The 23,750-nt window shown below is 34.8% G+C and carries 22 protein-coding genes; 14 read left to right on the top strand and 8 right to left on the bottom strand.

Going from position 1 to position 23,750, the window contains the following annotated elements; genetic code table 11:
* Positions 1-63 precede the first annotated feature (63 nt).
* Genes CSW08_RS03950 through CSW08_RS03935 form a run of 4 tightly spaced genes read left to right on the top strand, consistent with a single transcriptional unit; the run spans position 64 to position 2,204 of the window.
* Entirely contained in the window at positions 64-573 is a 510-nt protein-coding gene (locus CSW08_RS03950) for an RNA polymerase sigma factor (RefSeq protein ID WP_106658600.1), read from the top strand.
* A complete protein-coding gene (locus tag CSW08_RS03945; RefSeq protein ID WP_106658599.1) occupies positions 560-1,051 on the top strand; it encodes a hypothetical protein in 492 nt (163 codons plus the stop codon). Before CSW08_RS03950 ends, CSW08_RS03945 begins: the two co-directional genes overlap by 14 nt.
* Before the next feature lie 42 nt (positions 1,052-1,093).
* On the top strand, positions 1,094-1,654 hold the full coding sequence (locus CSW08_RS03940; RefSeq protein WP_106658705.1) for a DUF4252 domain-containing protein: 561 nt from the start codon (positions 1,094-1,096) through the stop codon (positions 1,652-1,654).
* A 7-nt stretch (positions 1,655-1,661) separates the two neighbouring features.
* Positions 1,662-2,204 (top strand): DUF4252 domain-containing protein, encoded by a 543-nt coding sequence (locus CSW08_RS03935; RefSeq protein ID WP_106658598.1) that lies wholly within the window; start codon positions 1,662-1,664, stop codon positions 2,202-2,204.
* Positions 2,205-2,261: 57 nt separating this feature from the next.
* Here CSW08_RS03935 and CSW08_RS03930 read toward each other — a convergent pair whose 3' ends face one another.
* The 3 genes from CSW08_RS03930 to CSW08_RS03920 all read right to left on the bottom strand — a co-directional run bounded on the left by CSW08_RS03930 (position 2,262) and on the right by CSW08_RS03920 (position 4,469).
* The gene (locus CSW08_RS03930; RefSeq protein WP_106658597.1) at positions 2,262-2,453 is read right to left on the bottom strand and encodes a hypothetical protein; all 192 of its coding nucleotides are present in this window, start codon (positions 2,451-2,453) and stop codon (positions 2,262-2,264) included.
* Positions 2,454-2,463: 10 nt separating this feature from the next.
* Positions 2,464-3,807 carry an adenylosuccinate lyase gene (purB, locus tag CSW08_RS03925; RefSeq protein WP_106658596.1) on the bottom strand — a complete coding sequence of 448 codons (1,344 nt, stop codon included), beginning with the start codon at positions 3,805-3,807 and terminating at the stop codon, positions 2,464-2,466.
* A 92-nt stretch (positions 3,808-3,899) separates the two neighbouring features.
* The gene (locus CSW08_RS03920) at positions 3,900-4,469 is read right to left on the bottom strand and encodes an adenylosuccinate lyase (protein ID WP_106658595.1); all 570 of its coding nucleotides are present in this window, start codon (positions 4,467-4,469) and stop codon (positions 3,900-3,902) included.
* A gap of 41 nt (positions 4,470-4,510) precedes the next feature.
* On the opposite strand from CSW08_RS03920, the gene CSW08_RS03915 reads away from it, so the two are divergent.
* From CSW08_RS03915 to CSW08_RS03905, 3 genes are all read left to right on the top strand, one after another.
* Positions 4,511-4,984 carry a heme-binding domain-containing protein gene (locus CSW08_RS03915; RefSeq protein ID WP_106658594.1) on the top strand — a complete coding sequence of 158 codons (474 nt, stop codon included), beginning with the start codon at positions 4,511-4,513 and terminating at the stop codon, positions 4,982-4,984.
* A 69-nt stretch (positions 4,985-5,053) separates the two neighbouring features.
* Positions 5,054-6,289, top strand: a complete 1,236-nt coding sequence (locus CSW08_RS03910) for a glycosyltransferase (RefSeq protein WP_238987196.1) — start codon at positions 5,054-5,056, stop codon at positions 6,287-6,289.
* Positions 6,290-6,512: 223 nt separating this feature from the next.
* Positions 6,513-8,660 carry a family 43 glycosylhydrolase gene (locus tag CSW08_RS03905; protein WP_106658593.1) on the top strand — a complete coding sequence of 716 codons (2,148 nt, stop codon included), beginning with the start codon at positions 6,513-6,515 and terminating at the stop codon, positions 8,658-8,660.
* A gap of 220 nt (positions 8,661-8,880) precedes the next feature.
* On the opposite strand, the gene CSW08_RS03900 is transcribed toward CSW08_RS03905, so the two are convergent.
* Positions 8,881-9,327: a KTSC domain-containing protein gene (locus tag CSW08_RS03900; RefSeq protein WP_106658592.1), complete on the bottom strand. Its 447-nt coding sequence runs from the start codon at positions 9,325-9,327 to the stop codon at positions 8,881-8,883.
* A 297-nt stretch (positions 9,328-9,624) separates the two neighbouring features.
* On the opposite strand from CSW08_RS03900, the gene CSW08_RS03895 reads away from it, so the two are divergent.
* Complete coding sequence (locus CSW08_RS03895; RefSeq protein ID WP_106658591.1) at positions 9,625-11,262, top strand: ABC-F family ATP-binding cassette domain-containing protein; 1,638 nt, start codon at positions 9,625-9,627, stop codon at positions 11,260-11,262.
* Positions 11,263-11,518: 256 nt separating this feature from the next.
* Here CSW08_RS03895 and CSW08_RS03890 read toward each other — a convergent pair whose 3' ends face one another.
* Positions 11,519-12,313 carry a transglutaminase domain-containing protein gene (locus CSW08_RS03890; protein WP_106658590.1) on the bottom strand — a complete coding sequence of 265 codons (795 nt, stop codon included), beginning with the start codon at positions 12,311-12,313 and terminating at the stop codon, positions 11,519-11,521.
* A 331-nt stretch (positions 12,314-12,644) separates the two neighbouring features.
* Between CSW08_RS03890 and CSW08_RS03885 the strand changes: the two genes are divergently transcribed.
* On the top strand, positions 12,645-15,929 hold the full coding sequence (locus CSW08_RS03885) for an Ig-like domain-containing protein (RefSeq protein ID WP_106658589.1): 3,285 nt from the start codon (positions 12,645-12,647) through the stop codon (positions 15,927-15,929).
* A gap of 4 nt (positions 15,930-15,933) precedes the next feature.
* On the opposite strand, the gene CSW08_RS03880 is transcribed toward CSW08_RS03885, so the two are convergent.
* A complete protein-coding gene (locus CSW08_RS03880) occupies positions 15,934-16,608 on the bottom strand; it encodes an SIR2 family NAD-dependent protein deacylase (protein WP_106658588.1) in 675 nt (224 codons plus the stop codon).
* Positions 16,609-16,756: 148 nt separating this feature from the next.
* On the opposite strand from CSW08_RS03880, the gene CSW08_RS03875 reads away from it, so the two are divergent.
* Positions 16,757-17,410, top strand: a complete 654-nt coding sequence (locus CSW08_RS03875; RefSeq protein ID WP_106658587.1) for a TrmH family RNA methyltransferase — start codon at positions 16,757-16,759, stop codon at positions 17,408-17,410.
* Positions 17,411-17,450: 40 nt separating this feature from the next.
* A complete protein-coding gene (locus CSW08_RS03870; protein WP_106658586.1) occupies positions 17,451-17,978 on the top strand; it encodes an SRPBCC family protein in 528 nt (175 codons plus the stop codon).
* Between the two features lie 6 nt (positions 17,979-17,984).
* On the opposite strand, the gene CSW08_RS03865 is transcribed toward CSW08_RS03870, so the two are convergent.
* Both CSW08_RS03865 and smpB read right to left on the bottom strand, forming a co-directional pair.
* Positions 17,985-18,518, bottom strand: coding sequence for a hypothetical protein (locus CSW08_RS03865; RefSeq protein WP_106658585.1), 534 nt, complete (start codon positions 18,516-18,518; stop codon positions 17,985-17,987).
* Positions 18,518-18,976 carry an SsrA-binding protein SmpB gene (gene smpB, locus CSW08_RS03860; protein WP_106658584.1) on the bottom strand — a complete coding sequence of 153 codons (459 nt, stop codon included), beginning with the start codon at positions 18,974-18,976 and terminating at the stop codon, positions 18,518-18,520. Before smpB ends, CSW08_RS03865 begins: the two co-directional genes overlap by 1 nt.
* 139 nt (positions 18,977-19,115) lie before the next feature.
* Here smpB and CSW08_RS03855 point away from each other — a divergent pair, with 139 nt between their 5' ends.
* The 3 genes from CSW08_RS03855 (at position 19,116) to CSW08_RS03845 (ending at position 23,691) form a co-directional block, all read left to right on the top strand.
* Complete coding sequence (locus CSW08_RS03855; RefSeq protein ID WP_106658583.1) at positions 19,116-20,705, top strand: S41 family peptidase; 1,590 nt, start codon at positions 19,116-19,118, stop codon at positions 20,703-20,705.
* A gap of 107 nt (positions 20,706-20,812) precedes the next feature.
* Positions 20,813-22,213, top strand: a complete 1,401-nt coding sequence (gene lpdA / locus CSW08_RS03850) for a dihydrolipoyl dehydrogenase (protein WP_106658582.1) — start codon at positions 20,813-20,815, stop codon at positions 22,211-22,213.
* A gap of 176 nt (positions 22,214-22,389) precedes the next feature.
* Positions 22,390-23,691, top strand: coding sequence for an SGNH/GDSL hydrolase family protein (locus tag CSW08_RS03845; protein ID WP_238987195.1), 1,302 nt, complete (start codon positions 22,390-22,392; stop codon positions 23,689-23,691).
* The last annotated feature ends 59 nt before the right edge of the window (positions 23,692-23,750 follow it).

Genomic DNA, 23,750 nt, shown 5'->3' with positions numbered 1-23,750 from the left:
TCGTTCGTCGTAATCTCAAATAACCATAACTAAGTTATTTTTAAAACTAATCAAACCGAAGTAATGACTCAAAAAGAGTTTTTAAATATTGTGATGCCATTTAAGGATAAAGTGTTTCGTTTAGCAAAGCGATTACTTATATCTACTGAGGAAGCAGAAGATGCCACACAAGAGATTTTGTTGAAATTATGGAGTAATAAAGAAAAGATTGAGGAGTACAAGAATGTGGAAGCTTTTTCAATGACGATGACTAAAAATTTTTGTTTTGATAAGTTGAAATCCAAACAATCACAAAATTTAAAAATTGTACATAGCAATTATGAAGATAATAGCACATCATTACAAAAGCAGGTTGAATTAAATGATAGTGTTAATTGGGTATCAAGAATTATAGAAGAATTACCAGAGCAACAAAAAATGGTCATTCAACTAAGGGATATAGAAGAATACGATTTTGATGAGATTGCCCAAATGCTGGATATGAATAACACAGCAGTACGCGTCACCTTATCTAGAGCTAGGAAAACAATAAGAGAAAAATTAACTAATACACACAGTTATGGTATTAAATAATATAGAAGAATTACTTGAAAAGTATGAAAACGGAGAAACATCCCTAAAAGAAGAGCAAGAGTTAAAAAACTACTTTTCGCAAGAAACCGTCGCGCCCCATTTAGAGATATATAAACCAATGTTTGCGTATTTTTTGGTAAACCAACAAGAGCAATTTACTAAGGACGTTCCATTAATCCCGATAGCTATCGAGACTAAAAAAGTATTTAACTATAAATGGATTTCTGTTGCGGCGGTAGCGGTTCTTATGTTGGGAGTGTACTTAAAATCGACTATTAATAATGATTTAGGTACTATTCAAGACCCAGAACTAGCTTTCAACGAGGTATCAAAATCGTTGGAAATGATTTCTAAAAATTTCAATAAAGGAACTTCTACAATTAGCTACCTTGAAGAATATGATAAAGGGGCTTCAACATTAGGATATCTTAATGAAATTGAAAAGGGAACAAGTATAATTTTTAAAAAAAATCAATAAAAAACGAACACACAAATAATGAATAATTTAAAAACAACGCTCATGAAAAAAATAATAACAGTAGTAGTAATGGCAATCATGTTATTGCCAATATCAGCAATGGCTCAGGATATTTTTGATAAATATAATGGTAATTCAGACGTCACATTTGTGTCCATTCAACCTAAAATGTTTCAAATGATAGCGAAAATGGGTATTAATGTTGATGACGCTGAAGCTAAAGCTTATATGGATATGGTAAAAAGCATCACCAGTTTTAAAACCATAGTGACCGATAACAAAACGATTTCAGCCGATATCTCAAAATGGGTTAAATCGCGTTCAAGTTCTTTAGAAGAATTAATGCAGGTTAAAGACAATGGTGCCGAGGTGAAATTCTATATAAAGGAGGGTAAAGATTCAGACCACGTTAAAGAACTGTTGATTTTTGTAAACGGTATTGATAAAGTTATGCAAAGCAATGGTGTTGATATTAATGGTCAACAACGAAAAATTGAAACCGTTGTGGTATCGCTTACGGGTGACATCGATTTAAACGAAATATCTAGACTTACAGATAAAATGAATATTCCTGGAGGTCAGCATTTAGAGAAAAAGAAATAATATAGTCATGCATCAATCCATCAAATATATAGTAATAACCATTATTGCAGCTTTCTTTTTAGTTGGCTGTAATGATGGTTTAACAATGCAACGTTATTTTGTAGAGCATCAAGAAACTAATAATTTTTTGGCACAAGATGTGCCAATATCTATGTTGAATATTGACGAATCTAAATTAACAGCAGAACAAAGAGAAGCTTACAATTCGGTAAAACGATTGAATTTTTTAGGTTATAAAATAGACTCAACAAATGTTGATGTGTTTAATTCGGAATTAGCAAAAGTTATAACCATTTTAAATGACGAAAAATACAATGAACTAATCGATTTCAGTTATGAAGGAGCTAAAATAGCAGTGAAGTATGTTGGAGATGATTATGAAGCTGATGAATTTATCATCTTTGGAAGCTCAAAAGATATGGGTTTTGGTATTGTACGCGTTTTGGGGGAGGATATGAGTCCAGAGAAAATGATGACATTGGGACAATTATTTGAAAGTTCAAATGTTGATACGTCGCAATTTAAAGACCTGATGACTTTTTTTAAATAAAGATTATTAAATAATTTAAAAAACTAGGGCTTTCCAGTTTTGGAAAGCCCTAGTTTTTTATTCAGCAGGTTCTTCATCACTTTCTTCTTTTGGATGTTTCCAAAAAAAGAGATTAATAACAATCGCTAAAAAGATAATGGTAAGCAGAGTTAACACAACAAAATTCCCAAGAATACTAAGTATTCCTGCTACAAAAATACCCATCGCCATCAGGCCACAAAGTAGTAATGACTGTTTGTCTGTTAACATGTTTTATATTCTAAATCCCAGTATAATTACTAGGTGTTATACGTTTTAATTCTTCTTTTATTGTATTGGAAACCTCCAAGGTATCAATAAAATTTGAAATAGAATCTTGATTTATTCGTTCGTTCGTTCTGGTCAATCCTTTTAACGCTTCATAAGGGTTTGCAAAACCTTCCCGACGTAAAATAGTTTGGATAGCTTCTGCTACAACGGCCCAATTATTATTTAAGTCATCAGCAAATTTGCTTTCGTTCAATAATAATTTATTCAATCCCTTTAAAGTAGATTTAAATCCAATTAACGTATGTCCAAATGGGACACCCACATTTCGCAATACAGTACTATCGGTTAAATCGCGTTGTAATCTAGACACAGGAAGTTTAGCTGATAAATGTTCAAAAACAGCATTGGCAATGCCTAAATTACCTTCACTGTTTTCAAAATCAATAGGGTTTACTTTATGTGGCATGGCAGAACTACCTATTTCACCAGCCTTGATTTTTTGTTTAAAATAATCCATGGACACATACGTCCATATATCTTTATTTAAATCTATTAAAATGGTGTTGATGCGTTTTAAATTGTCAAATAAAGCTGCCATGTGGTCGTAATGCTCAATTTGTGTCGTTGGAAAGGAATGGTGTAAACCTAAAGTGTCTTGAACAAATTTACATCCAAAAGCTTGCCAATCCATATTTGGAAAAGCAACATGATGCGCATTAAAATTACCCGTAGCACCACCAAATTTAGCAGCATGTGGAATGTGTTGTAATAAATTGAACTGTTGTTCTAATCGCGCCACAAAAACGGCTATTTCCTTACCTAATCGGGTTGGAGATGCTGGTTGTCCGTGAGTCCTCGCCAACATGGAAATAGCAGCCCAATCGTCGCTTAACGTTTTAAGTTTGTTTACAACTTTTAAATATTCTGGAATATATACGTTGTTCACCGCTTCTTTAATACTTAAAGGAATGGCTGTATTGTTTATATCTTGTGATGTTAAGCCAAAATGAATGAATTCCTTAAAGGAAGACAGCCCCAATGCATCAAATTTTTCTTTAATAAAATATTCAACCGCTTTAACATCATGGTTTGTAACGCTTTCAATCTCTTTTATAGCTAGAGCATCTTCAGTTGAAAAGTTTTTATAAATACCTCTTAAATTTTCAAATACACTAGAATCAACGTTTTTCAGTTGAGGTAAGGGGATTTCACAAAGCGCAATAAAATATTCTATTTCTACTAAAACACGATATTTTATTAAAGCTTCTTCCGAAAAATAAGGCGCTAATTCGTTAACTTTATTTCTATATCTTCCATCAATGGGTGAGATGGCGTTTAGTTGTGATAATGACATATTTGGTTGTTTTTTACAATTTGCAAAGATACGGTTTTGATTTACGATTTCCGACTTACCATTTATGATTTTTTATTTTTCAAATCTATGAATTAGGTATTTTTTTTCATTCTATGAAGAATATGTTTGGCTCTGGATTTATATGCCGCACTTTGGGTTTGAAAATCCTGCTCTAAAATGTGTTTTAAATCGGTATGTATCCAAGCATTATTTTGTCCGAAAAGAAACAGCGTTTCCATAGCAAATACTTTGGTTGCGACTTTATGTTTGTTAATCATCCAATCAAAACAGGTTTCTACAATGCGTTCTTTATGTTCTGGAGAAAGCAATCTTTTAAAAGTGTTATTTTCTTTGGAATAATAAGCTTTTGCCATGAATTGACACACTTTTGAGACCGGACGAATTGCAGATTCTAAATGTACTTTATGAATGTTTTTAGTGAAGGTATCCAAATGCGGAATGAGCGCATAAATATAATCTTCACAAACAAATTCAAAAACCCAAGCAGCATGGCAAGACTTTTTATCATCTACGTTAAATAAAATCTCAATGAGATAAGGAAACAACTTCATATCATTTTTAACAAGTTGCGCACAGTTTAGCCGGCTGTCTCGCAATGCGCTTATTTTTGTCAATTCATTATAAAATTCTTCTTTAGTCATCGATTTATTTTACTATTTTTAAACTTTAAATATAAATAATCATGAAGATATTAAAAAAGATACTTATTGCTTTACTTGTACTATTTGTTATTGCCCAGTTTTTTGGACCAGAAAAAAATGAAGGTGATATGGCTTCTATGGATGCCTTTTATGCAGAGACCAACCCACCTGCCGAAGTGAAACGTATTTTAGAAGTTAGTTGTATCGACTGTCATAGCGATGTTACTATATACCCTTGGTATAATAATATTACTCCCGTAAATTATTGGTTGGCAGATCACGTAAACGATGGAAAAAAGCATTTTAATATCTCAAAATGGGAGGGAACTTCAACAAAACGTAAAGACCATAAGTTCGAAGAGCTTATTGAAATGATCGAGAAAAAAGAGATGCCTTTAGATTCTTATACATGGACACATACAGATGCAAAACTTACAGAGGCACAAATGACATCTGTTATAGATTGGGCTAAACAGGTTCGTTTAAAATACAGCTTGGAACCTCAACCTGAATAATGTTTTTATAAGCATAGGCTCTACCTTATAATTGGAGTTTCAATTTATATAATAAAATACCCAGTATTAGTGGCATCAAAAAAGCTCTTGATAATTGGTTTTGTTTGGCCAGAACCCAAAAGCTCTGCGGCAGGTAGCAGAATGATGCAACTTATTGACATATTTCAATCCCAAAACTACCAAATTACATTTGCTAGTGCATGTGCTAAAACTGATAATGCATTCAATCTTCAAACCCTTGGAATAAAACAAGTTCCAATAGAACTAAACAACTCTAGTTTTGATGGGTTCGTAAAAAAGTTACATCCAGATGTTGTGGTTTTCGATAGATTTATGACCGAAGAACAATTTGGTTGGCGAGTTACTGAGCAATGCCCAGATGCTCTGCGGGTTTTAGATACCGAAGATTTGCATTGTTTAAGGAAAGGCAGGGAAGAAGCACTAAAGAATAAGGTTCTGTTTGATAAATTTTATTTATTTAATGATACCGCAAAACGGGAAATAGCAAGTATTTATAGATGTGATGTTACACTTGTTATTTCAGAGGAAGAAATAGAAATATTAAAAAACCAATTCAAAGTCAATTCACATCTTTTGTATTATTTGCCATTTTTAACCGAGACAGTCGCTATGGAAACCAAGCGCAATCTGCCAAAGTTTAACGAAAGGGAGCACTTTATTTCTATTGGTAATTTTTTGCATGCGCCTAATTATGATGCTGTTTTGTTTTTAAAAGAACACATTTGGCCTTTAATTAGAAAAAGATTACCCAAAATAGAAGTTCATATTTATGGCGCGTATGCTTCAGATAAAGTACTTAAACTTAATAATATAAAGGACGGGTTTATTATTAAAGGGTTTGTTGATGATTTGGAAACCGTTATGCAGCACGCAAAAGTGTGTTTAGCACCATTACGTTTTGGTGCTGGATTGAAAGGCAAGCTTATTGATGCCATGTTAAATGGAACGCCGTGCGTGATGACCACAATTGCTGCTGAAGGTATGTTTGGAAATTTTGAGCCTAACGGGTTTATAGCCGATGATACTGAAGAATTTGCAAATAAAGCCATCGAATTATATACAGGCAAAATTTTTTGGAGAGGTAACCAAAAAAATGGCTTTCAGATTATGAATGCCCGCTTTGATAAGCAACTGTTTGTTTTAGATTTTATATTTAAGTTAACCTCGATACAAAACAATCTTCAAATACATCGTTTGGATAATTTTACAGGTCAAATGTTACAACATCAAACCATGCAAAGCACGAAATATATGAGTAAATGGATTGAGGAAAAGAACAAATGATCAATTGGTGTAATTTTTTTAAAATGATTGAATAGCAGGTCAAAAAACAAGTATTTAGCTTTATTTTTAGAAGAAAATACACTAAATTAGTAGGTTGCCAAAACAATGGTTAATGTTATGTCTACAGCGTTTTTGTACCACCAAAAATGTTCAATAAAAATGAATTTTACTTATTCCATGAGTTAAAAATTGGCAATCAACTAAAAAACTAAACTAATTAATCATGAAAAAAACAGCATTTAAAGTGGTCATTCCACTGATGTTACTTGCCTGCATTAGCATGTCCTGTAAAAAGGAGCCCACCGATTCCACAAGCCCCGAAAAAACAGAAGCATTTACCATTCAGATAACAGATAGTCCTCAAACGTTTTGTAACCCACTTAACGTTGTTGTGGGGTCAGAAAGAGCCCGACGGGGCGGTGAACCTGTTGTTCTTATTTACGAAGACGATTACTATCTTTTTGTTACTGGTAGTAGGGGCTATTGGTATTCAGGTAATATGAGGGATTGGACGTATGTGGATGCCCCTAATTTTCCTGGTGGTGTGGTATCTGTTGTCGATATTGATGGAACATTATATGCCTGTGCCATGAACCAAAAAGACGTGTTCTCTTCTAGTGATCCAAAAAGTGGTGTATGGGCAAAGGCCGGTACTTTTGATAGTGACAGATATGGAGATGCCAATATGTATTTAGATGATGATGGCAAGTTATATATGTATTACGGATGGTCTCAAATAATGCCCTTCATGGTGGTTGAACTGGATTCTAAGACCTTCAAGGAAATAGGTGAACCAAAAATTTGTTTCTTTGGTAATTATGAAGAGCATGGTTTTGAGCGCAGAAGAAAAGATGATGTTATATTCCCATTTTTTGATCATAGGGAGTATTATGCTGAGGAATATCCATGGATAGAAGGCCCATGGGTAACAAAACACAAGGGTAAATATTATTTGCAATATGCAGCTATTGGTCTAGAATTTTTATCCTATTCTCACGGCGTTTATGTTTCGGACAATCCTATGGGGCCGTTTGAATATTCACCACACAATCCGCTCACATTCAAAACCACAGGTTTTGCACCAGGGGCAGGGCATGGTAGCACATTCAAAGATAAAAACGGACAATTGTGGACTATTTGTATGATTCCATCTTATTATGGTGGAAGAGGAGGCTCTGAGATAGCCTTATTTCCTACGGATGTGGATGCTGAAGGCATCATGTATTCCAATACCGCTTTTGGCGATTATCCTCAATATTATCCTGGGATAAAGAGAGATGCAGTCGATAATAATTTCACCAATTGGATGCTTTTATCACACAAGAAATATGTAGAAGTGTCTTCTACATTAGATGGCTATAAACCTGCCAACGCCGTTGATGAAAATTTTATGACCTTTTGGTGTGCAGAAACAGGAAATCCGGGCGAATATATGACAGTAGATCTTGGAAAAGAATGTCAAATCCATGCTTTGCAGGTCAATTGGGACCGACATGATACAAATGTGCAAATAGGAAGAGGTTTTGGGCCTGCGGCCCATCTAGAGCGCTACCAGTCTTATACCATTGAGGTTTCTAACGATAATAATACTTGGTCGAAGATTGTTGATAAGAGCAATAACACACAAGATTTACGACACGATTACATCGAACTGGCAGAACCAACTAATGCGCGGTATGTAAAATTAACCAATGTGTTTACCCATGATGAAGGAAAATTTGCTGTGAAAGATTTACGGATTTTTGGTAATCCTGATGTCGCCAAATATACCATAGTTGAAGATGTAATGGTTGTTAGAAATCCTGATGATACCCGCGATGCCACAATTACATGGCAACCTGTAGCTGGAGCAGATGGCTACGTGGTTCGATATGGTATAGAACCCAATAAGCTTTATAATAATTATATGGTTTATAATGGGTATTCAACAACGATACATAGTTTAAACAAGAGCGAAAAATATGTTTTTGAAGTGGAGGCATTTGATAGTGGAACAGATTATTACAAGGAAAGAACGCAAAACACCATGGGAACAGGTGCAGAAATTGAACTTTCCAGCGGTATTAGTATTGGATATAGGGGTGGCACTTTGATTGAACGGAAAATGACTTATGAAGGCATTAATGAATATGTTTTTGATAGCATCACACCTGGTATTTATACATTTAAGCATACGTTTGGTCCTGTGCTTTGGAGTGGTGAGCTGACTAAAGCTGAACTCATTGGCTCTGGAGATCAACCAACAATAAGCGTTAAATTGACCGAACTCGGTACAGGTATGGAGGTTAAAGGCGACATGAACTTTAAAGTAATTCCAGGAAAGGAAACCGGAAAAATAGTCATTACGTTTGATTATAATGAAGAAAAATAGAGCTTAGCCAATACTCTATTATGAACAGAAGGGTTGTTTTTCAACCCTTCTGTTATTATGTCTAAAGTTTTAGAAACCTTTCTCTATAATTGGTAATATTCAATATAGATTATAGAAAATTATCATTAGTATCTAATCACAGTCTGATAATCTCACAAATCTAATATTCTAACAAGTCTAAAAATTTAAGAAGTCCAAGTAATCTAAGAAGTCTAGAAATCTAAGCTTCCACTTCACTTTTTTTAATTTTCCTGTAAGTATAGGTATTGAAAATGTTACGCTTGGCAAAACGTGTTAATGTACCAGATTGGTAAAACTTAGTAAATAAGGCTTTGTTAACACCGAAAAATTCATAAGTATTGCCATCTAAAAAGGTTAATTCTAAAACCATGCCTTTATGTTGCCAGTCTATTATTGCAGAGTTAATGGTTTCATTATATTCATCTAAATTAGCAGCTTTGGTTTCTGGGGCAATACTTACTAAAAAGTGATACCCATCAATGATTTGTCTACTCATTAATTCTGCTTCAACAGCTTTTTCATCACCTTTTTGAAACTTATCAGGATGCCATTCTTTCACTAAATTTCTGTAAGTAGATTTTAGTTCTTTAAGGTCGATGTCCTTTTCAATATTAAACAATTTCTTGTACTCGCCAATACGTTTCATGTGGTCGTTTTTTTAAAATAAGGCGCGAAGATAGTCTTTTTTTGAGATGTAAGACGCTAGACTAGAGATAAAAGAATAAATATCTCCCCAAGATTGTAGTCTAAAAGTCTAAAAGCAAAGCGGTCTAAAGTTTAGTTTTTTTGTCACGAATTGCACAAATTATAACAGATGATTAAGATCACTTATTTTAAAATTAGTGAGAATCAGTGGAATTAGTGGCTTTAGTCTAAAATCTAAAAGCGTAGCGGTCTATAATCTAACATCTTTTCATAGATTTGCAACTTCAAAAAATATACGATGATTTCAGTTGATAATTTAGCAGTAGAGTTTGGCGGAAGTGCCTTATTTAGTGAGGTGTCTTTTACCATAAACGAGAATGATAAAATTGCCCTTATGGGTAAAAATGGCGCAGGAAAATCTACGATGATGAAAATTATTGCTGGTGAACAAAAAGCCAGTCGGGGTGGTGTTCGCTATCCAAAGGATGTTATTATTGCTTACCTGCCTCAACATTTATTGACCGAAGATGATTGCACTGTTTTTGAAGAAGCTTCCAAAGCTTTTACCCATATTTTTAAGATGCGTGACGAGATGGAACGCCTAAATAAAGAATTGGAAACTAGAACGGATTATGATTCTGATGCCTATATGAAAATCATCCAGCAAGTATCTGATGTAGGTGAAAAATTCTATGCTCTAGAAGATGTAAATTATGATGCCGAAGTTGAAAAAGCTTTACGTGGTTTGGGTTTTAAACGCGAAGATTTTTCACGCCTAACCAGTGAGTTTAGTGGTGGTTACCGTATGCGTATTGAGTTGGCAAAGATATTATTGCAAAAACCCGATTTAATCCTGTTGGATGAGCCAACAAATCACATCGATATAGAATCGGTTATTTGGTTAGAAGATTTTTTACTAAATAAGGCCAAAGCTGTTATGGTAATTTCACACGATAAAGCCTTCATTGATAATATTACCAATAGAACCATTGAGGTCACTATGGGGCGTATTTACGACTATAAAGCCAATTATTCGCATTATATACAGTTGCGGGAAGATAGGCGCACCCACCAAATTAAAGCATATAACGAACAACAAAAATTTATAGCGGACAATATGGCTTTTATTGAACGTTTTAAGGGCACATATTCTAAAACCAATCAAGTTAGTTCGCGTGAGCGTATGTTGGAAAAACTGGAAATCATAGAAATTGATGAAGTTGATACGTCTGCTTTAAAATTACGATTTCCCCCAGCACCACGTTCAGGGGATTATCCAGTGACTGTTAAAGATTTATCAAAATCGTACGATGGCCATGTGGTGTTTAAAAATGCCAATATGTCTATTTCCCGCGGCGAAAAAGTGTCGTTTGTTGGTAGGAATGGCGAAGGAAAATCTACCATGATCAAAGCCATCATGGGCGAGATTGATTTTGAAGGCAAATGTGCGTTGGGACATAATGTGAAAGTGGGTTATTTTGCACAAAATCAAGCGTCTTTATTGGATGAAAACTTAACTATTTTCCAAACCGTTGATGAAGTTGCCGAAGGCGATATCCGTACCCAAATAAAAACCATTTTAGGAGGTTTTATGTTTAGAGGGGACGATATAGATAAAAAAGTCAGTGTCCTTTCTGGTGGGGAAAAAACCCGATTGGCGATGGTGAAGCTCCTTTTAGAACCTGTTAATTTGCTGATTCTGGATGAGCCGACCAATCACTTGGATTTAAAATCGAAAGATGTTTTAAAAGAAGCCTTAAAAAACTTTGAAGGCACACTTATATTAGTGTCGCACGACCGTGATTTTCTTCAAGGCTTGTCACAAAAAGTATTTGAGTTTAAAGACCAACGTGTTATTGAGCATTTTGAAACCATTGACGACTTTTTAGTAAGAAACCGTATCGAGAATTTGAAACAGATTGATTTGAAGAAATAATTTTTTGATTTGGTACCAAACACAGTTAAAACTATGCGCTTTTAGTGCATTTCCCTATACGCATTAGTTGTTATTGTTTTGGTATTCGTGAAACATTTTGCGGTTTCAGATTCTAAAAACTTAACCACGAATTACACAAATTTTCACAAATTAATTCGAGCTAATTTGTGTCATTCGTGGCAAATGAATTAAGTTCCATAATCTGGCGACCTTTAGTTTGTAAAACAAAATCTATGGACTTCAAGTTCATAGTAATTTATTTCCCGTTTTCAAACTCTACTACTGTTATCACTTGCTTTAAAGGGAATACCGAAGGACCAAATTGATTAAACATAGGTACATCGGCAGCATCTCGTCCATATCCCACAGATACATAGCCTCCCTTATGTTCGGTTTGTGTCGCATCAAAAATATACCATCGTCCACCTACATAGGCTTCAAACCAAGCATGCATATCCATCGGTTGTAAATTATGCAAATAACCCACAACCAAACGTGCTGGGATGCTTAAACTACGGCACAAGGCAATACCTAAATGGGCTAAATCCCGGCATACACCACTTTGTCTATAATTAACCTCTATGGCCGAAATTGCAAAGTCACTACTGCCAGGAATATAACTTATGGTATCTCGTAACCAAGATTCTATGGCAGCTACTTGATCGTAGCCAGGTAATTGGTTGGTTGTAATGCTATTGGCCAAATCACTGAAACGATCAGACTCACAATAGCGGCTGGGTAATAAATAATTTAACATAGCATCAGGCAAATTCTGAATGTCTATAAAAGGAGCACCAGGATCCACATCAATAAACTCAGCTGTTTTTACATCGGCTTCGGTATACACTTTAAACTGTCCTGCAGGAGCTAAAACCCGTTGACATAAATTACCAAAAGTATCCGTATATTCATAGGCTTGTAGATTGGGTTCTATTTTGTAAATTTCTCGAGCTACCCATTGCTGAGCTCCGCTTCTTGGGCGTAACATTAATATAAAAGGGGTAGGTATTTCAATATCGAATACCAATTCGCAACTTACTTTCAACCACATAAACTAAAGTGTCATAAAACCTGAGGGTTAGTAATAAAGGTTTTGCCAAAAGTAGCTGATTTTAATATGAATCATGTTAAATTTTGTTTATTAATTATCCTTCTAATTTGCTGTTGTGACAAAAAAGGGCCTATAAAATTATTAAATATGAGATTGGTTTTTTTTATTGATTTTTAGTATCAAAATAATCTTTAAATATGACATTTTTTAATTTTAGTAGATAAAACAAAAAGTTACTCGAACTTAAAGTCTATTTAATCGATTAGCTCTTTGATAACTAAATTATTTTCCTATTTTTAGCAATTCAACTTCTAAATAAGTATAAAACCTGATGAGTAAATTTGGTGTTTCAGTATTGCTTTTTTGCTTTATTTGCTTTCAATACGGTATATCCCAAGTAAATAATGAACCTCCAACTATTACTGCTGTGGGTGACCAATATTACTGCCCATTAACTCAATTGCAAATTGTAACAGATTTTAACATTGATGATGATGATGATGACAGTATAGAATCATTTAATATTCAAATTTCAACAGGATATATTAATGGGGTCGATAGGTTGTCTTTGATGGGGTCCCATCCCAATATTGTGGCTTCTTGGAATCCCAACGAAGGTAAATTAAGATTTACGGGTGTTGGCGGTGCCGAAATGCTTTATACAGATTTGATAGTGGCGGTAAATAATGTTGTTTACGAAAGTCTTAATGCAAATGTTTCTGGTGAAAAGTTTTTTTCTTTTACCATAGGCGATGCCAATTATTTACCATCTACAGGGCATTATTACGAATATGTGGCAGATTCAGGCATTTCATGGTCTGATGCAAGAACTGCTGCTGCCAATAGAACTTATTTTGGTCTGCAGGGCTATTTGGCAACCATATTAACAGCAGATGAAGCGCAGCTGTCTGGAGAACAAGCTGGTGGTGTGGGTTGGTTGGGAGGTACAGATGAAGAGACCGAAGGTGTTTGGAAATGGGTAACTGGCCCTCCTTCTGAAGCAGGAACTATTTTTTGGAATGGTGGTTCTAACGGTACTACACCAAATTATGCTAATTGGAATAATAACGAACCAAATAATTTAGGGAATGAAGATTATGTTCACGTAACTTTTAATGTAGGTACACCCGGTACCTGGAACGATTTGCCCATTATAGGTGGTGTTAATAGTTATTTTCCACAGGGCTATATTGTAGAGTATGGTGGGATGCCTGACGATCCTACAGTTGATATTGCTGCAAGTACAAAAATTACCATACCATCAATTACAGCTATTAATGGTGCTACTAGATGTGGTGCCGGTACTTTGACTCTAGAGGCTTCAGCTTCTTTAGGGACCGTACTATGGTATGAGACTGCAACTGGGGGAACATCAGTAGGAAACGGAAATACATTTGATACGCCTAATATAAATGCAACCACAACATATTATGCCATGGCTTCCTATAATGGCTGTTTGGAAGGTGCAAGAGTGCCAATCACTGCTAGAATCAACCCAATTCCTAGTATTACTTCCACAACAGATGGGCAAGTATGTGATAGTGGTACGGCCATTTTAAGGGCTACAAGTAATATGGGGTCTATAACTTGGTACGATTCGTTAACAGGAGGAGCTGAGGTTGGTACAGGAAATTCATTTACACCACCCGTGGTTACAAATACAACAACCTATTATGTGGATGCTACATTAAATGAGTGTACGACAGCTACTAGGTCTGCTGTCACAATAAATGTTCAAAAAACAGCACCTCCTACAGGAAATACAATGCAAACGTTTTGTGATATAGAGAATGCAACAGTAGGTAATTTAACGGCTGTGGGACCCAATATTTTATGGTATGATGTAGCGACTGGAGGCACACCATTGGATACTTCCGAAGTGTTAACATCTCAAACCTATTATGCCACCCAAATGGAATCAGGTTGTGAAAGCAATACAAGATTGGCGGTAGATGTCATTATTTATGATACAGTAATTCCATTACAAAGTTCAGATATTCCAATTTTAAGAATTTGTGATACTGATATAGATGGCGATGACACAAATGGTTTTGCTGTGTTTGATTTAACATTACATGAAACTATTTTATTGAATGGAAGTGCTGTTTCCGATTTTCAAGTAAATTACTTTTTAGATGACGTTTATACCAATCAAATCCTAAATCCGAGCACTTTTGTAAATACGGTGCAAACCAATCAGATTATTTATGTGAGAATGAATAATAATCTAGATGCAACCTGTTATACCGATACGTCTTTTTCGATTCAAGTTGATGAACTGCCTGTTGTTCAACCATCAGTCATATTTAGAAATTGTGATGAAGATGGTACTCCAGATGGTTTTACCGATTTTAATTTAAATGAAGTCAATGATATCATCACAAATGGAAATTCTGCTAATTTAGAGTTTACATATTATCTTACTTCTTCTGAAGCAAATTTAAAAACTGGTGCTATTAATCCAGTACCATTTAACAATGCAACAGCAAATACCGTATATGCCCGAGTAGAAAATGCCAATGGATGCTACAGGGTTTCTACCATAAATTTAGAGGTTTCTACAACTTCATTGGATGATGATTATATGCAGGAATTAGATTCCTGTGATGACGACGCTATAATTGACGGATTGCATGAATTTGACTTAACAACAGCCTCGCAAGGCTTTATAGATGAATTTCCAACAGGTCAAAATTTAACTGTGCATTATTACAGAAATTTAAATGATGCTCAGTTAGAACTCAATGAAATTACAAACCAAACCAATTATTTAAGTGAAGATCCTTTTTCGCAAGTATTATATGTTAGGGTAGAAAGTGAAGATAATGGAGATTGTTTTGGCATAGGTCCGCATTTAACGTTGACGGTTCACCCGCGTCCAGAATTTGAGGTAGAACAGTCCGAAGTCTATTGTTTTGATAATAGTCCCATAACCTTATCCACATTTAATCCACAAGGATCTTATACTTATGTGTGGACCGATGCTAATGGTATCATTGTTGGAGATATGCCAACGGTTACGTTAAGTGAGCCTGGAACCTATACCGTTATTGCCACATCAGGTTTTGGTTGTGAATCTTTTCCTGTTGTGTTTCCAGTTGTTGAGTCCGCTATTGCCAATATCACCATAGATGATGTTACTATTGTGGAGCTTTCAGATAATAATTCCATAACGATTGACACCAATAATCTTGGTATTGGGGATTACGAATTTTCATTGGATGCTAGTTCAGGCCCTTATCAAGACCAGCCTGTTTTTAATGATGTTGGAGCAGGAGTACATACCATTTATGTACGGGATAAAAAAGGTTGTGGTATTGCAAGCTTGGAAGTTTTTGTGCTGGGATTTCCTAAGTATTTCACACCTAATGATGATGGCTATAATGATACATGGAACATTAAAGGCTTGAGTGATACGTTTTCCCAAAATTCCAAAGTTTTAATTTTTGACCGTTATGGTAAGTTAATCAAGGAATTAAATCCGAGAGGAGACGGTTGGAATGGTACATTTAACGGACAACAATTGAGTGCGACTGACTATTGGTTCATGGTTGATTTGTTTGATGTAAACGGAAATAAAAAAACCTACCGAGGCCATTTTAGTTTGGTTAGATAACCTCTTATAGTAAATTCCTAAGTTTTGAAACGCCAACAGTTGCGGTTTCTGCAATAACGGTCAAGTTTTGTTTACCGCTTAATGCTGGCCTTGGGTCAATATAAAAAATAGGCGTATTTGCTGGTACATAATGCATCAAACCTGCCGCAGGATATACTTGCATGGATGTGCCAATAATCACTAAAATATCGGCTGTTTCACAAATACGCATGGCATTCTCAATCATGGGCACTTCTTCACCAAACCATACAATATGCGGACGTAATTGATGTCCTTTTTTACAAACATCGCCTAAAAGCACATCGGTTTTCCATTCTCTAATATCATTGTCATCATAGGTGCTTCGTACTTTAAGTAATTCGCCATGCAAATGAATCACGTTGGTACTACCGGCACGTTCATGTAAATCATCAACATTCTGTGTAATGATAGATACGCGGTAATCATTTTCAAAACCAGCTAAATCGATGTGAGCTTGATTCGGATTTACCTCAAATAACTGCTTTCTGCGTTGGTTGTAGAAATTTAAAACCAATTCAGGATTTCTGGCAAAACCCTCTGGAGTTGCGACATCCATAACATCATGACCTTCCCATAAACCATCAGCATCTCTAAAAGTTTTAATACCACTTTCGGCACTTATACCTGCGCCTGTTAATATTACTAGGTGTTTTTGCATCCTATAAAAATAGTTAATTTATAGTCATTGCGCAAAGTCCCGATTGCTATCGGGACGACGAAGCAATCTGTTTGTTTTTTTTTCAATTCATGAGATTTCTTCGTCTCCTCGTTCCTAGTAAAGACGAAAACTTTATTAATTTTGATATATGATTGACATAAAACTTTTAGAACATCTAGAAACCTATTTAACCGATTCCCGAAAGGAAAAATTTAAAAAAGTATTATCTGAGCGTACCAGACATTTTACGGTGGCTACAGAAGACGTGTATCAATTGCATAATACCAGTGCCGTCATTCGTACATGCGATGTATTTGGCATTCAAGAAGTGCAAATTATTGAAGAACGCAATACCAAACGTATTGATAGGGAAATTGCTATGGGTGCACAAAAGTGGGTGGATGTGAATCGGTTTCATTCAGTTAACGATTGTATTGCAGTCATGAAACAAAAAGGCTATCAAATTGTCGCAACCTCGCCGCATACCAATGATTGTGAATTGTATGATTTTGATATTTCTAAAAAGTCCTGTTTTTTCTTTGGAAGGGAAGTAGAAGGACTTTCGCAAGAAGTATTGGATGTAGCCGACTGTTTTTTGAAAATCCCCATGGTAGGTTTTACGGAAAGTTTAAATATTTCGGTGTCTGCAGCCATTATTTTGCAACAGGTGACTTCCAAATTAAGGCAATCGGATATGGATTGGCAACTAACAGAACATGAGATTCTTGTAAAACGTTTGGATTGGGCCATAAAAAGCACAAGAAGTTATGAAGATATTGTAAAAAAAATTTATAAGTCTTAAAAATGATTATATTTAAGGGAATAAATAATTCTCTCTAAATATGTTTTTCTTTTTTGGTATTTTAATGATAGCCATAACTTTATTTATATTGGTTATTGCCGTTCCGAAGCATTTTAATATCAGCAGAAATATTGTCATTAATAAACCAGCAAATGAAGTTTTCGCGTATTTAAAATTTATTAAAAATCAGGATGATTGGTCACCTTGGAAAAAGAAAGACCCTAACATGAAACAAAGCTATGTAGGTACTGATGGCAAAATTGGTTTTATTGCTAAATGGGAAGGTAATAAAGATGTAGGTTCTGGAGAGCAGGAAATTACGCGTATTGTTGAAAATGAGGTCATTGAAACTAAGCTACGGTTTTATAAACCATGGAAATCAGAATCAGATGCCTATATAAAAATTAAAGACTTAGATAAATACAATTCAACCATTGTAACATGGGGTTTTTCTGGAAAAAACAAAACATTATCCAGTATATTTTTCTTATTGTTTAATGTGGAGAAAGCAATTGGAGAGGATTTTGAAAATGGTTTAGTAAATTTAAAAAAAATGTTAGAAGAATAAGTGAAATTATTTTATCAAATACGCTTCAGGTATTGGGTTGTCTCTGGTTTCTTGGGACCAATATAAATTAATAATCCACCAGCGTTTGCCATCATTCCATAACTGGATACTATTAATGCCACGCATAAATGGTTTTTTATCCTTAATATTATAAAAACATTCATAGGTACTAAACACTTGCGCCATGTTTCCAAACGTATTCACCGTTCTGTGAATTTCTTTTTCAAAAAAGCCGTTTGTTTCCAACCACTTACCAGAATTTTTAATATAGTCATCTGGTTTCATATAGCTTATTTTGGTTTCACCATTAACATCTTTTCCTGCAGCAATTAATTTGGCATCAGACTTAAATAAAAATTTAAATTGTTCCCAATGCCGTTTTTTACCACTTTCGCCAGAAATAACGTTGTAAAGTGTTTTTATGGTTTTATCTAATGTTAAAACAGACGTAGTGTCAATTGGGTTTTTGACTTCTTTTTCTTGGGCATTTAAACTAAACACAAAGAAAATGATCAATAAAAGCGATATGGATGATTTCATTATTTATATATTTTTTTAACCCTATCTAAATCCCTTTTATTATCTCGGTCTTTAATAGTTTCACGTTTGTCATATAATTTTTTACCTTTTGCTAAAGCAATATCGACTTTTGCAAAGCCTTTTTCATTGATAAATAATCGTAACGGAATAATGGTAAGTCCGCTAGTTTGAACCTCTTTAAGTAATTTTTTAAGTTCTTTTTTATTTAAAAGTAACTTTCTTTCGGCTTTTGGTCGGTGATTGTAATAATTTCCAAAAGTATATTCTTCAATGGTCATATTAATAGCAAACAGTTCACCTTGTTCATTAAACTCACAAAAACTTTCGGCAATAGACGCTTTGCTGCTTCGTATCGATTTTATTTCGGTACCAGTTAATACAATACCTGCCGTGTACGTATCTATTATTTCAAATAGAAAACGTGCTTTTTTGTTTTGTATGTTAATGTTTTTTTGCATGGGGCACAAAATTACGCAAATTTATATGTTTTTAAATGGGAGTTGCTTCTGAAAAAAATAATTTAGAAGTTAATGGATGTAATAATACATTATTTTAAACAAAATACATTTATTTTAGCAGAAGTCTTTAGAGTTAATTATGAAAAATGTGATGCTTTTTATATCTTTTTTGTTGTTGCTAGCGTCATGTAAAAGCGTTAAAAACTATAATGCTCAAATTACTAATTTACATGCTGTAGCCGATTTACAAAAGGATGTAGATAAATTATATAGCCAATTACAAAAGCATCATCCAAGACTATATCAATATTCAAGTAAAGAGATCTTGGATTTTAAGTTTGATAGTTTGAAAAATGCCATAACAGAACCCATGGATTCTCGTGAATTTTACAAAAAATTAGCACCAGTAGTTAGTTATGTAAAGCAAGGTCATATTTCGGTAGGTTCTGCCAATAAGCGATATACTAGAAAAGAGTCTAAGAAACTAAAAAAACAGAAGTTCGAGTTTTACGATTTAGATTTCGACTATCAACAAAGTAAGCTTTGGGTTAAGGGTAATAAAGGAAAAGATTCTTCAATAGTTGGCAGTGAGGTGGTTAAAATTGAAAACGACTCCATATCCAACTTAATTAGGGCTTATAAAAATCGCTTTTCTTCTGATGGTTATAATGCGACGTTGCATGATCGATCTGTTGGAAGATATTTTTCCAGTTTTTATTTCAAGGACAAAGGATTTATGGATAGTCTGCAAATTTCTTTCAAGAAAAACGATTCCATCTTTACAAAAACATTTAAACGAATTTTGAAAGATGATTCTACTAAGAAGGTAGATTCTAATGCTGTTTCAAAACCAATAAAATTAACAAAATCAGAAAAAAAGGCTTCCAAATTAGCGATAAAACAAAAAAGAAAGTTCAATAAAAAGCATGGTTTTATAGCGGAAACAAAAAATTATACTCGTAATTTTCGCTTTATGGAAGCAGATAGTACAGTGGCGTATATGAACCTTCGAAGTTTTACCAACGGACCTTACCGGAAGTTCTACAGAAAAAGTTTTCAAAAATTAGATTCTGCCAAAACAAAGCATTTGGTTTTAGATTTAAGAAATAATGGTGGCGGTAGAATATCAGAAATCAATTATTTGTATTCCTATTTAGCTACAAAAGAATATCAATTTTTAGAAGATAGCGAGGTTAATAGTCGCACCCCATTTTTAACGGCAGCCATGAGTAATACAACCCCCAATAGTTTAAAAGCATTGTCTGGTATGGTGTCACCATTAGTCGTTATCCATAACCTAATTAAAACAAAAAAAAGAGATGGCAAACTGTATTATAGATTCAAGTACACCAAACTAAAAAGTCCAAAGCCAAATCATTTTACAGGTGATATGTATGTACTTATAAATGGGAATTCGTTTTCCGCATCCTCCTTAATTTCAACACATTTGCAAGCAACAAAAAGAGCTGTTTTTGTTGGTGAAGAAACGGGCGGTGCCTACAATGGTACCGTGTCTGGGATTTATAAAATTTACGAATTGCCCAACACAAAACTAAAAGTACGAATGGGTTTAATGCACGTTGATGCCCCATATAAACAAACACCGGATGGTTATGGAGTAAAACCTGATGTAACCATATTGCCGACTTGGGAAGATGTTTTTTTAAAAAAGGATGTAGAGCTGGATTGGGTATTAAATAGCATTAATGAAAAAGAAAATAAGCCTTAATTAATATTATAAATTCACTTTATAAATCAGTGTTTTTTATTGCCTTCACATAAAACATTTGTATTTTTGTGATTCATTTTTTAATCAACGAATATCAAAATTATACTATGAATTCATACGATGTAGCCGTAATTGGTTCGGGTCCAGGAGGATATGTTGCAGCCATACGTTGCGCTCAATTAGGCATGAAAACGGCCATAATAGAAAAATATGCTACCCTTGGTGGTACCTGTTTAAATGTGGGTTGTATACCAAGTAAAGCACTTTTAGATTCGTCACACCATTATGAAGATGCCGTAAAACATTTTGAAGAGCATGGTATTGATATTCCGGGCGATATTAAAGTGAATTTAGAGAAAATGATTGCCCGTAAACAATCTGTTGTCGATCAAACAGTTGGCGGTATTGATTTTTTGATGAATAAAAATAAAATTGATGTGTATCGTGGTGTAGGTAGTTTTAAAGATGCCACACATATTACTATTTCTGGTGAAAAACCAATTGAAATAGAAGCTAAAAATACCATCATTGCAACAGGAAGTAAACCATCCAACTTACCATTCATTAATTTAGATAAAGAACGTGTTATAACATCAACCGAAGCTTTGAAACTTAAAGAAATACCAAAACATTTAATCGTAATTGGTGGTGGTGTTATTGGTTTGGAACTTGGACAAGTTTACAGACGTTTGGGTTCAGAAGTAACTGTTATAGAGTATTTAGATAGAATCATCCCGACGATGGATGCTGGTTTATCTAAAGAACTGACCAAAGTATTGAAGAAACAAAAATTCAATATCAATGTTTCCCATAAAGTGAAATCTGTTGCCCGTAAAGGCAATGAAGTTATTGTAAAAGCAGATGATAAAAAAGGAAACGAAATAGAATTTAAAGGCGATTATTGTTTGGTATCGGTGGGTCGTCGCCCATATACTGATGGACTAAATGCAGAAGCTGTCGGTGTGAACGTAACGGACAGAGGGCAAATTGAAGTCAATGATCATTTACAAACATCTGCTAAAAACATCTATGCGATTGGCGATGTGGTAAAAGGGGCGATGTTAGCGCATAAAGCTGAAGAAGAAGGTGTTTTTGTTGCTGAAACGATTGCAGGACAAAAACCACATATTGATTATAATTTAATCCCAGGTGTGGTTTACACATGGCCAGAAGTTGCTGCGGTTGGTAAAACCGAAGAGCAATTAAAAGAAGCTGGTGTTGAATACAAAACAGGGTCTTTCCCAATGCGTGCTTTAGGTAGAAGTAGAGCGAGTATGGATTTAGATGGTTTTGTAAAAATTCTAGCTGATAAAACAACGGATGAAATTTTAGGTGTTCACATGATTGGTGCCCGTGCAGCCGACATGATTGCAGAAGCGGTTGTGGCTATGGAATACAGAGCAAGTGCCGAAGATGTTTCCAGAATGTCGCATGCACATCCAACATTTACGGAAGCTATTAAAGAAGCCGCTTTAGCCGCTACAGGCGATAGAGCTTTACATATGTAACTTATTCCTGCGCATGCAGGAATCTCATTATAACAAAAAGCGAACCAAATTGTGTTCGCTTTTTTGTTTGTAAAATATAGAATGTTCATTTTTTATAAGTCATCAACACTTTTTTGGAACAAATTGTAATATCTAAGAGTTACTTTTATTGACCACTAAAATTCAAATTAAGACCAATGACTTATTATAAAACCTTTTCCACTGGAATTATATTTCTTCGATTTTCATTTTTAAGATTATTATGGCATTTTACGTTTATAGTCGTTTTTACATTGATGGGTTGCTCAGGCTCTAAATCAACTAAAGACAATGTTGCCAATAAACAAAATGATATATCAAAACTACCAACTCAATGGGTAGGTACTTGGGGCACGGCACCACAACTTGTTGAACCCAATAACATGCCACCAAAACCAGGTTTAACGAACAATACATTGCGCCAAATAGTGAGGGTTTCCATTGGTGGGGATAGCATTAGGTTACGATTTAACAACGAATTTAGTAAGTCGCCAGTCACTATGAAAGCAGTTCAAATAGCCGTATCAAAAGACAGCAGTGTGATTGATGTTGCCACCATTAAGGAATTGACATTTAATGGCAACACTGAAGTTACGATGCAACCTAATGATGTTATGACATCCGACCCCATAGCATTTAAGTTAGCCCCAAGAATGGATATTGCCATTACGATTTATTTTGGCGAAACATCACCAGATGTGACAGGGCATCCTGGGTCTCGCACCACGTCATATATCTATGAAGGAAATAAAATTGCAGAAGAAAATTTTAATAATGCCGTTAAAACCGAGCACTGGTATGTTATTAATGGGATAGATGTAAAAGCACCAGAAGAAGCGAACGCTGTAGTGATTTTGGGTAATTCCATTACCGATGGCCGAGGCTCTGGAACTAACAAACAGAACAGATGGCCTGATATGTTGTCGGAACGGTTTCTTAAAAACCCTGCAACCCAACAAATTGGCGTTCTAAATATGGGGATTGGTGGTAACGCCGTGCTTAAAGGTGGGTTAGGACCTACGGCATTAAATAGATTTGATAGGGATGTCCTTAAACAACATGGTGTAAAATGGTTGATAATCCTTGAAGGGGTTAACGATCTTGGTGGTACACGAAGTAGTGAAGCCGCCAATATGGTTGCCGATGGTTTAATTGCTGCGTACGGTAAAATGATAGAAGAAGCACATTCACAAAATATCATTGTGTATGGTGCTACTATTTTACCTATAGATAAGTCCTTTTATTACCAAGATTACAGGGAAACAGCAAGGCAAAAAGTAAATGATTGGATTCGTAACAGTGGAAAATTTGATGCGGTTATCGATTTCGATAAAGCCATGAGCGACCCTGAAAATCCATCGGTCATATTGCCAAATGCCCATACAGGCGATTTTCTGCATCCTAATGAATTAGGCTATGCGTTAATGGCAGAATCCATTGACTTGAAGTTGTTCGAGTAGTCATTACCTCGTTATTTTAATTCAAAAATGATTTAGTGAAACGTTTTTATGATTTCTTT

The sequence above is a fragment of the Confluentibacter flavum genome, assembly GCF_002843175.1.
Lineage (GTDB): Bacteria > Bacteroidota > Bacteroidia > Flavobacteriales > Flavobacteriaceae > Confluentibacter > Confluentibacter flavum.
The sequence above is the reverse complement of the archived record's forward strand: the minus strand, read 5'-3'. Positions and strand labels throughout refer to the sequence as shown.

What these genes read in the sequence shown, in the direction of transcription:
- CSW08_RS03915 (WP_106658594.1), top strand. Translation starts at nt 4,511, where the DNA reads ATGAAGATATTAAAAAAGATACTTATTGCTTTACTTGTACTATTTGTT.
- CSW08_RS03900 (WP_106658592.1), bottom strand. Translation starts at nt 9,327, where the DNA reads ATGAAACGTATTGGCGAGTACAAGAAATTGTTTAATATTGAAAAGGAC.
- CSW08_RS03875 (WP_106658587.1), top strand. Translation starts at nt 16,757, where the DNA reads ATGATTGACATAAAACTTTTAGAACATCTAGAAACCTATTTAACCGAT.
- CSW08_RS03950 (WP_106658600.1), top strand. Translation starts at nt 64, where the DNA reads ATGACTCAAAAAGAGTTTTTAAATATTGTGATGCCATTTAAGGATAAA.
- CSW08_RS03905 (WP_106658593.1), top strand. Translation starts at nt 6,513, where the DNA reads ATGAAAAAAACAGCATTTAAAGTGGTCATTCCACTGATGTTACTTGCC.
- CSW08_RS03865 (WP_106658585.1), bottom strand. Translation starts at nt 18,518, where the DNA reads ATGAAATCATCCATATCGCTTTTATTGATCATTTTCTTTGTGTTTAGT.
- CSW08_RS03920 (WP_106658595.1), bottom strand. Translation starts at nt 4,469, where the DNA reads ATGACTAAAGAAGAATTTTATAATGAATTGACAAAAATAAGCGCATTG.
- CSW08_RS03930 (WP_106658597.1), bottom strand. Translation starts at nt 2,453, where the DNA reads ATGTTAACAGACAAACAGTCATTACTACTTTGTGGCCTGATGGCGATG.
- CSW08_RS03895 (WP_106658591.1), top strand. Translation starts at nt 9,625, where the DNA reads ATGATTTCAGTTGATAATTTAGCAGTAGAGTTTGGCGGAAGTGCCTTA.
- purB (WP_106658596.1), bottom strand. Translation starts at nt 3,807, where the DNA reads ATGTCATTATCACAACTAAACGCCATCTCACCCATTGATGGAAGATAT.
- CSW08_RS03870 (WP_106658586.1), top strand. Translation starts at nt 17,451, where the DNA reads ATGTTTTTCTTTTTTGGTATTTTAATGATAGCCATAACTTTATTTATA.
- CSW08_RS03880 (WP_106658588.1), bottom strand. Translation starts at nt 16,608, where the DNA reads ATGCAAAAACACCTAGTAATATTAACAGGCGCAGGTATAAGTGCCGAA.
- CSW08_RS03945 (WP_106658599.1), top strand. Translation starts at nt 560, where the DNA reads ATGGTATTAAATAATATAGAAGAATTACTTGAAAAGTATGAAAACGGA.
- CSW08_RS03855 (WP_106658583.1), top strand. Translation starts at nt 19,116, where the DNA reads ATGAAAAATGTGATGCTTTTTATATCTTTTTTGTTGTTGCTAGCGTCA.
- lpdA (WP_106658582.1), top strand. Translation starts at nt 20,813, where the DNA reads ATGAATTCATACGATGTAGCCGTAATTGGTTCGGGTCCAGGAGGATAT.
- CSW08_RS03845 (WP_238987195.1), top strand. Translation starts at nt 22,390, where the DNA reads ATGACTTATTATAAAACCTTTTCCACTGGAATTATATTTCTTCGATTT.
- CSW08_RS03885 (WP_106658589.1), top strand. Translation starts at nt 12,645, where the DNA reads ATGAGTAAATTTGGTGTTTCAGTATTGCTTTTTTGCTTTATTTGCTTT.
- smpB (WP_106658584.1), bottom strand. Translation starts at nt 18,976, where the DNA reads ATGCAAAAAAACATTAACATACAAAACAAAAAAGCACGTTTTCTATTT.
- CSW08_RS03890 (WP_106658590.1), bottom strand. Translation starts at nt 12,313, where the DNA reads ATGTGGTTGAAAGTAAGTTGCGAATTGGTATTCGATATTGAAATACCT.
- CSW08_RS03935 (WP_106658598.1), top strand. Translation starts at nt 1,662, where the DNA reads ATGCATCAATCCATCAAATATATAGTAATAACCATTATTGCAGCTTTC.
- CSW08_RS03940 (WP_106658705.1), top strand. Translation starts at nt 1,094, where the DNA reads ATGAAAAAAATAATAACAGTAGTAGTAATGGCAATCATGTTATTGCCA.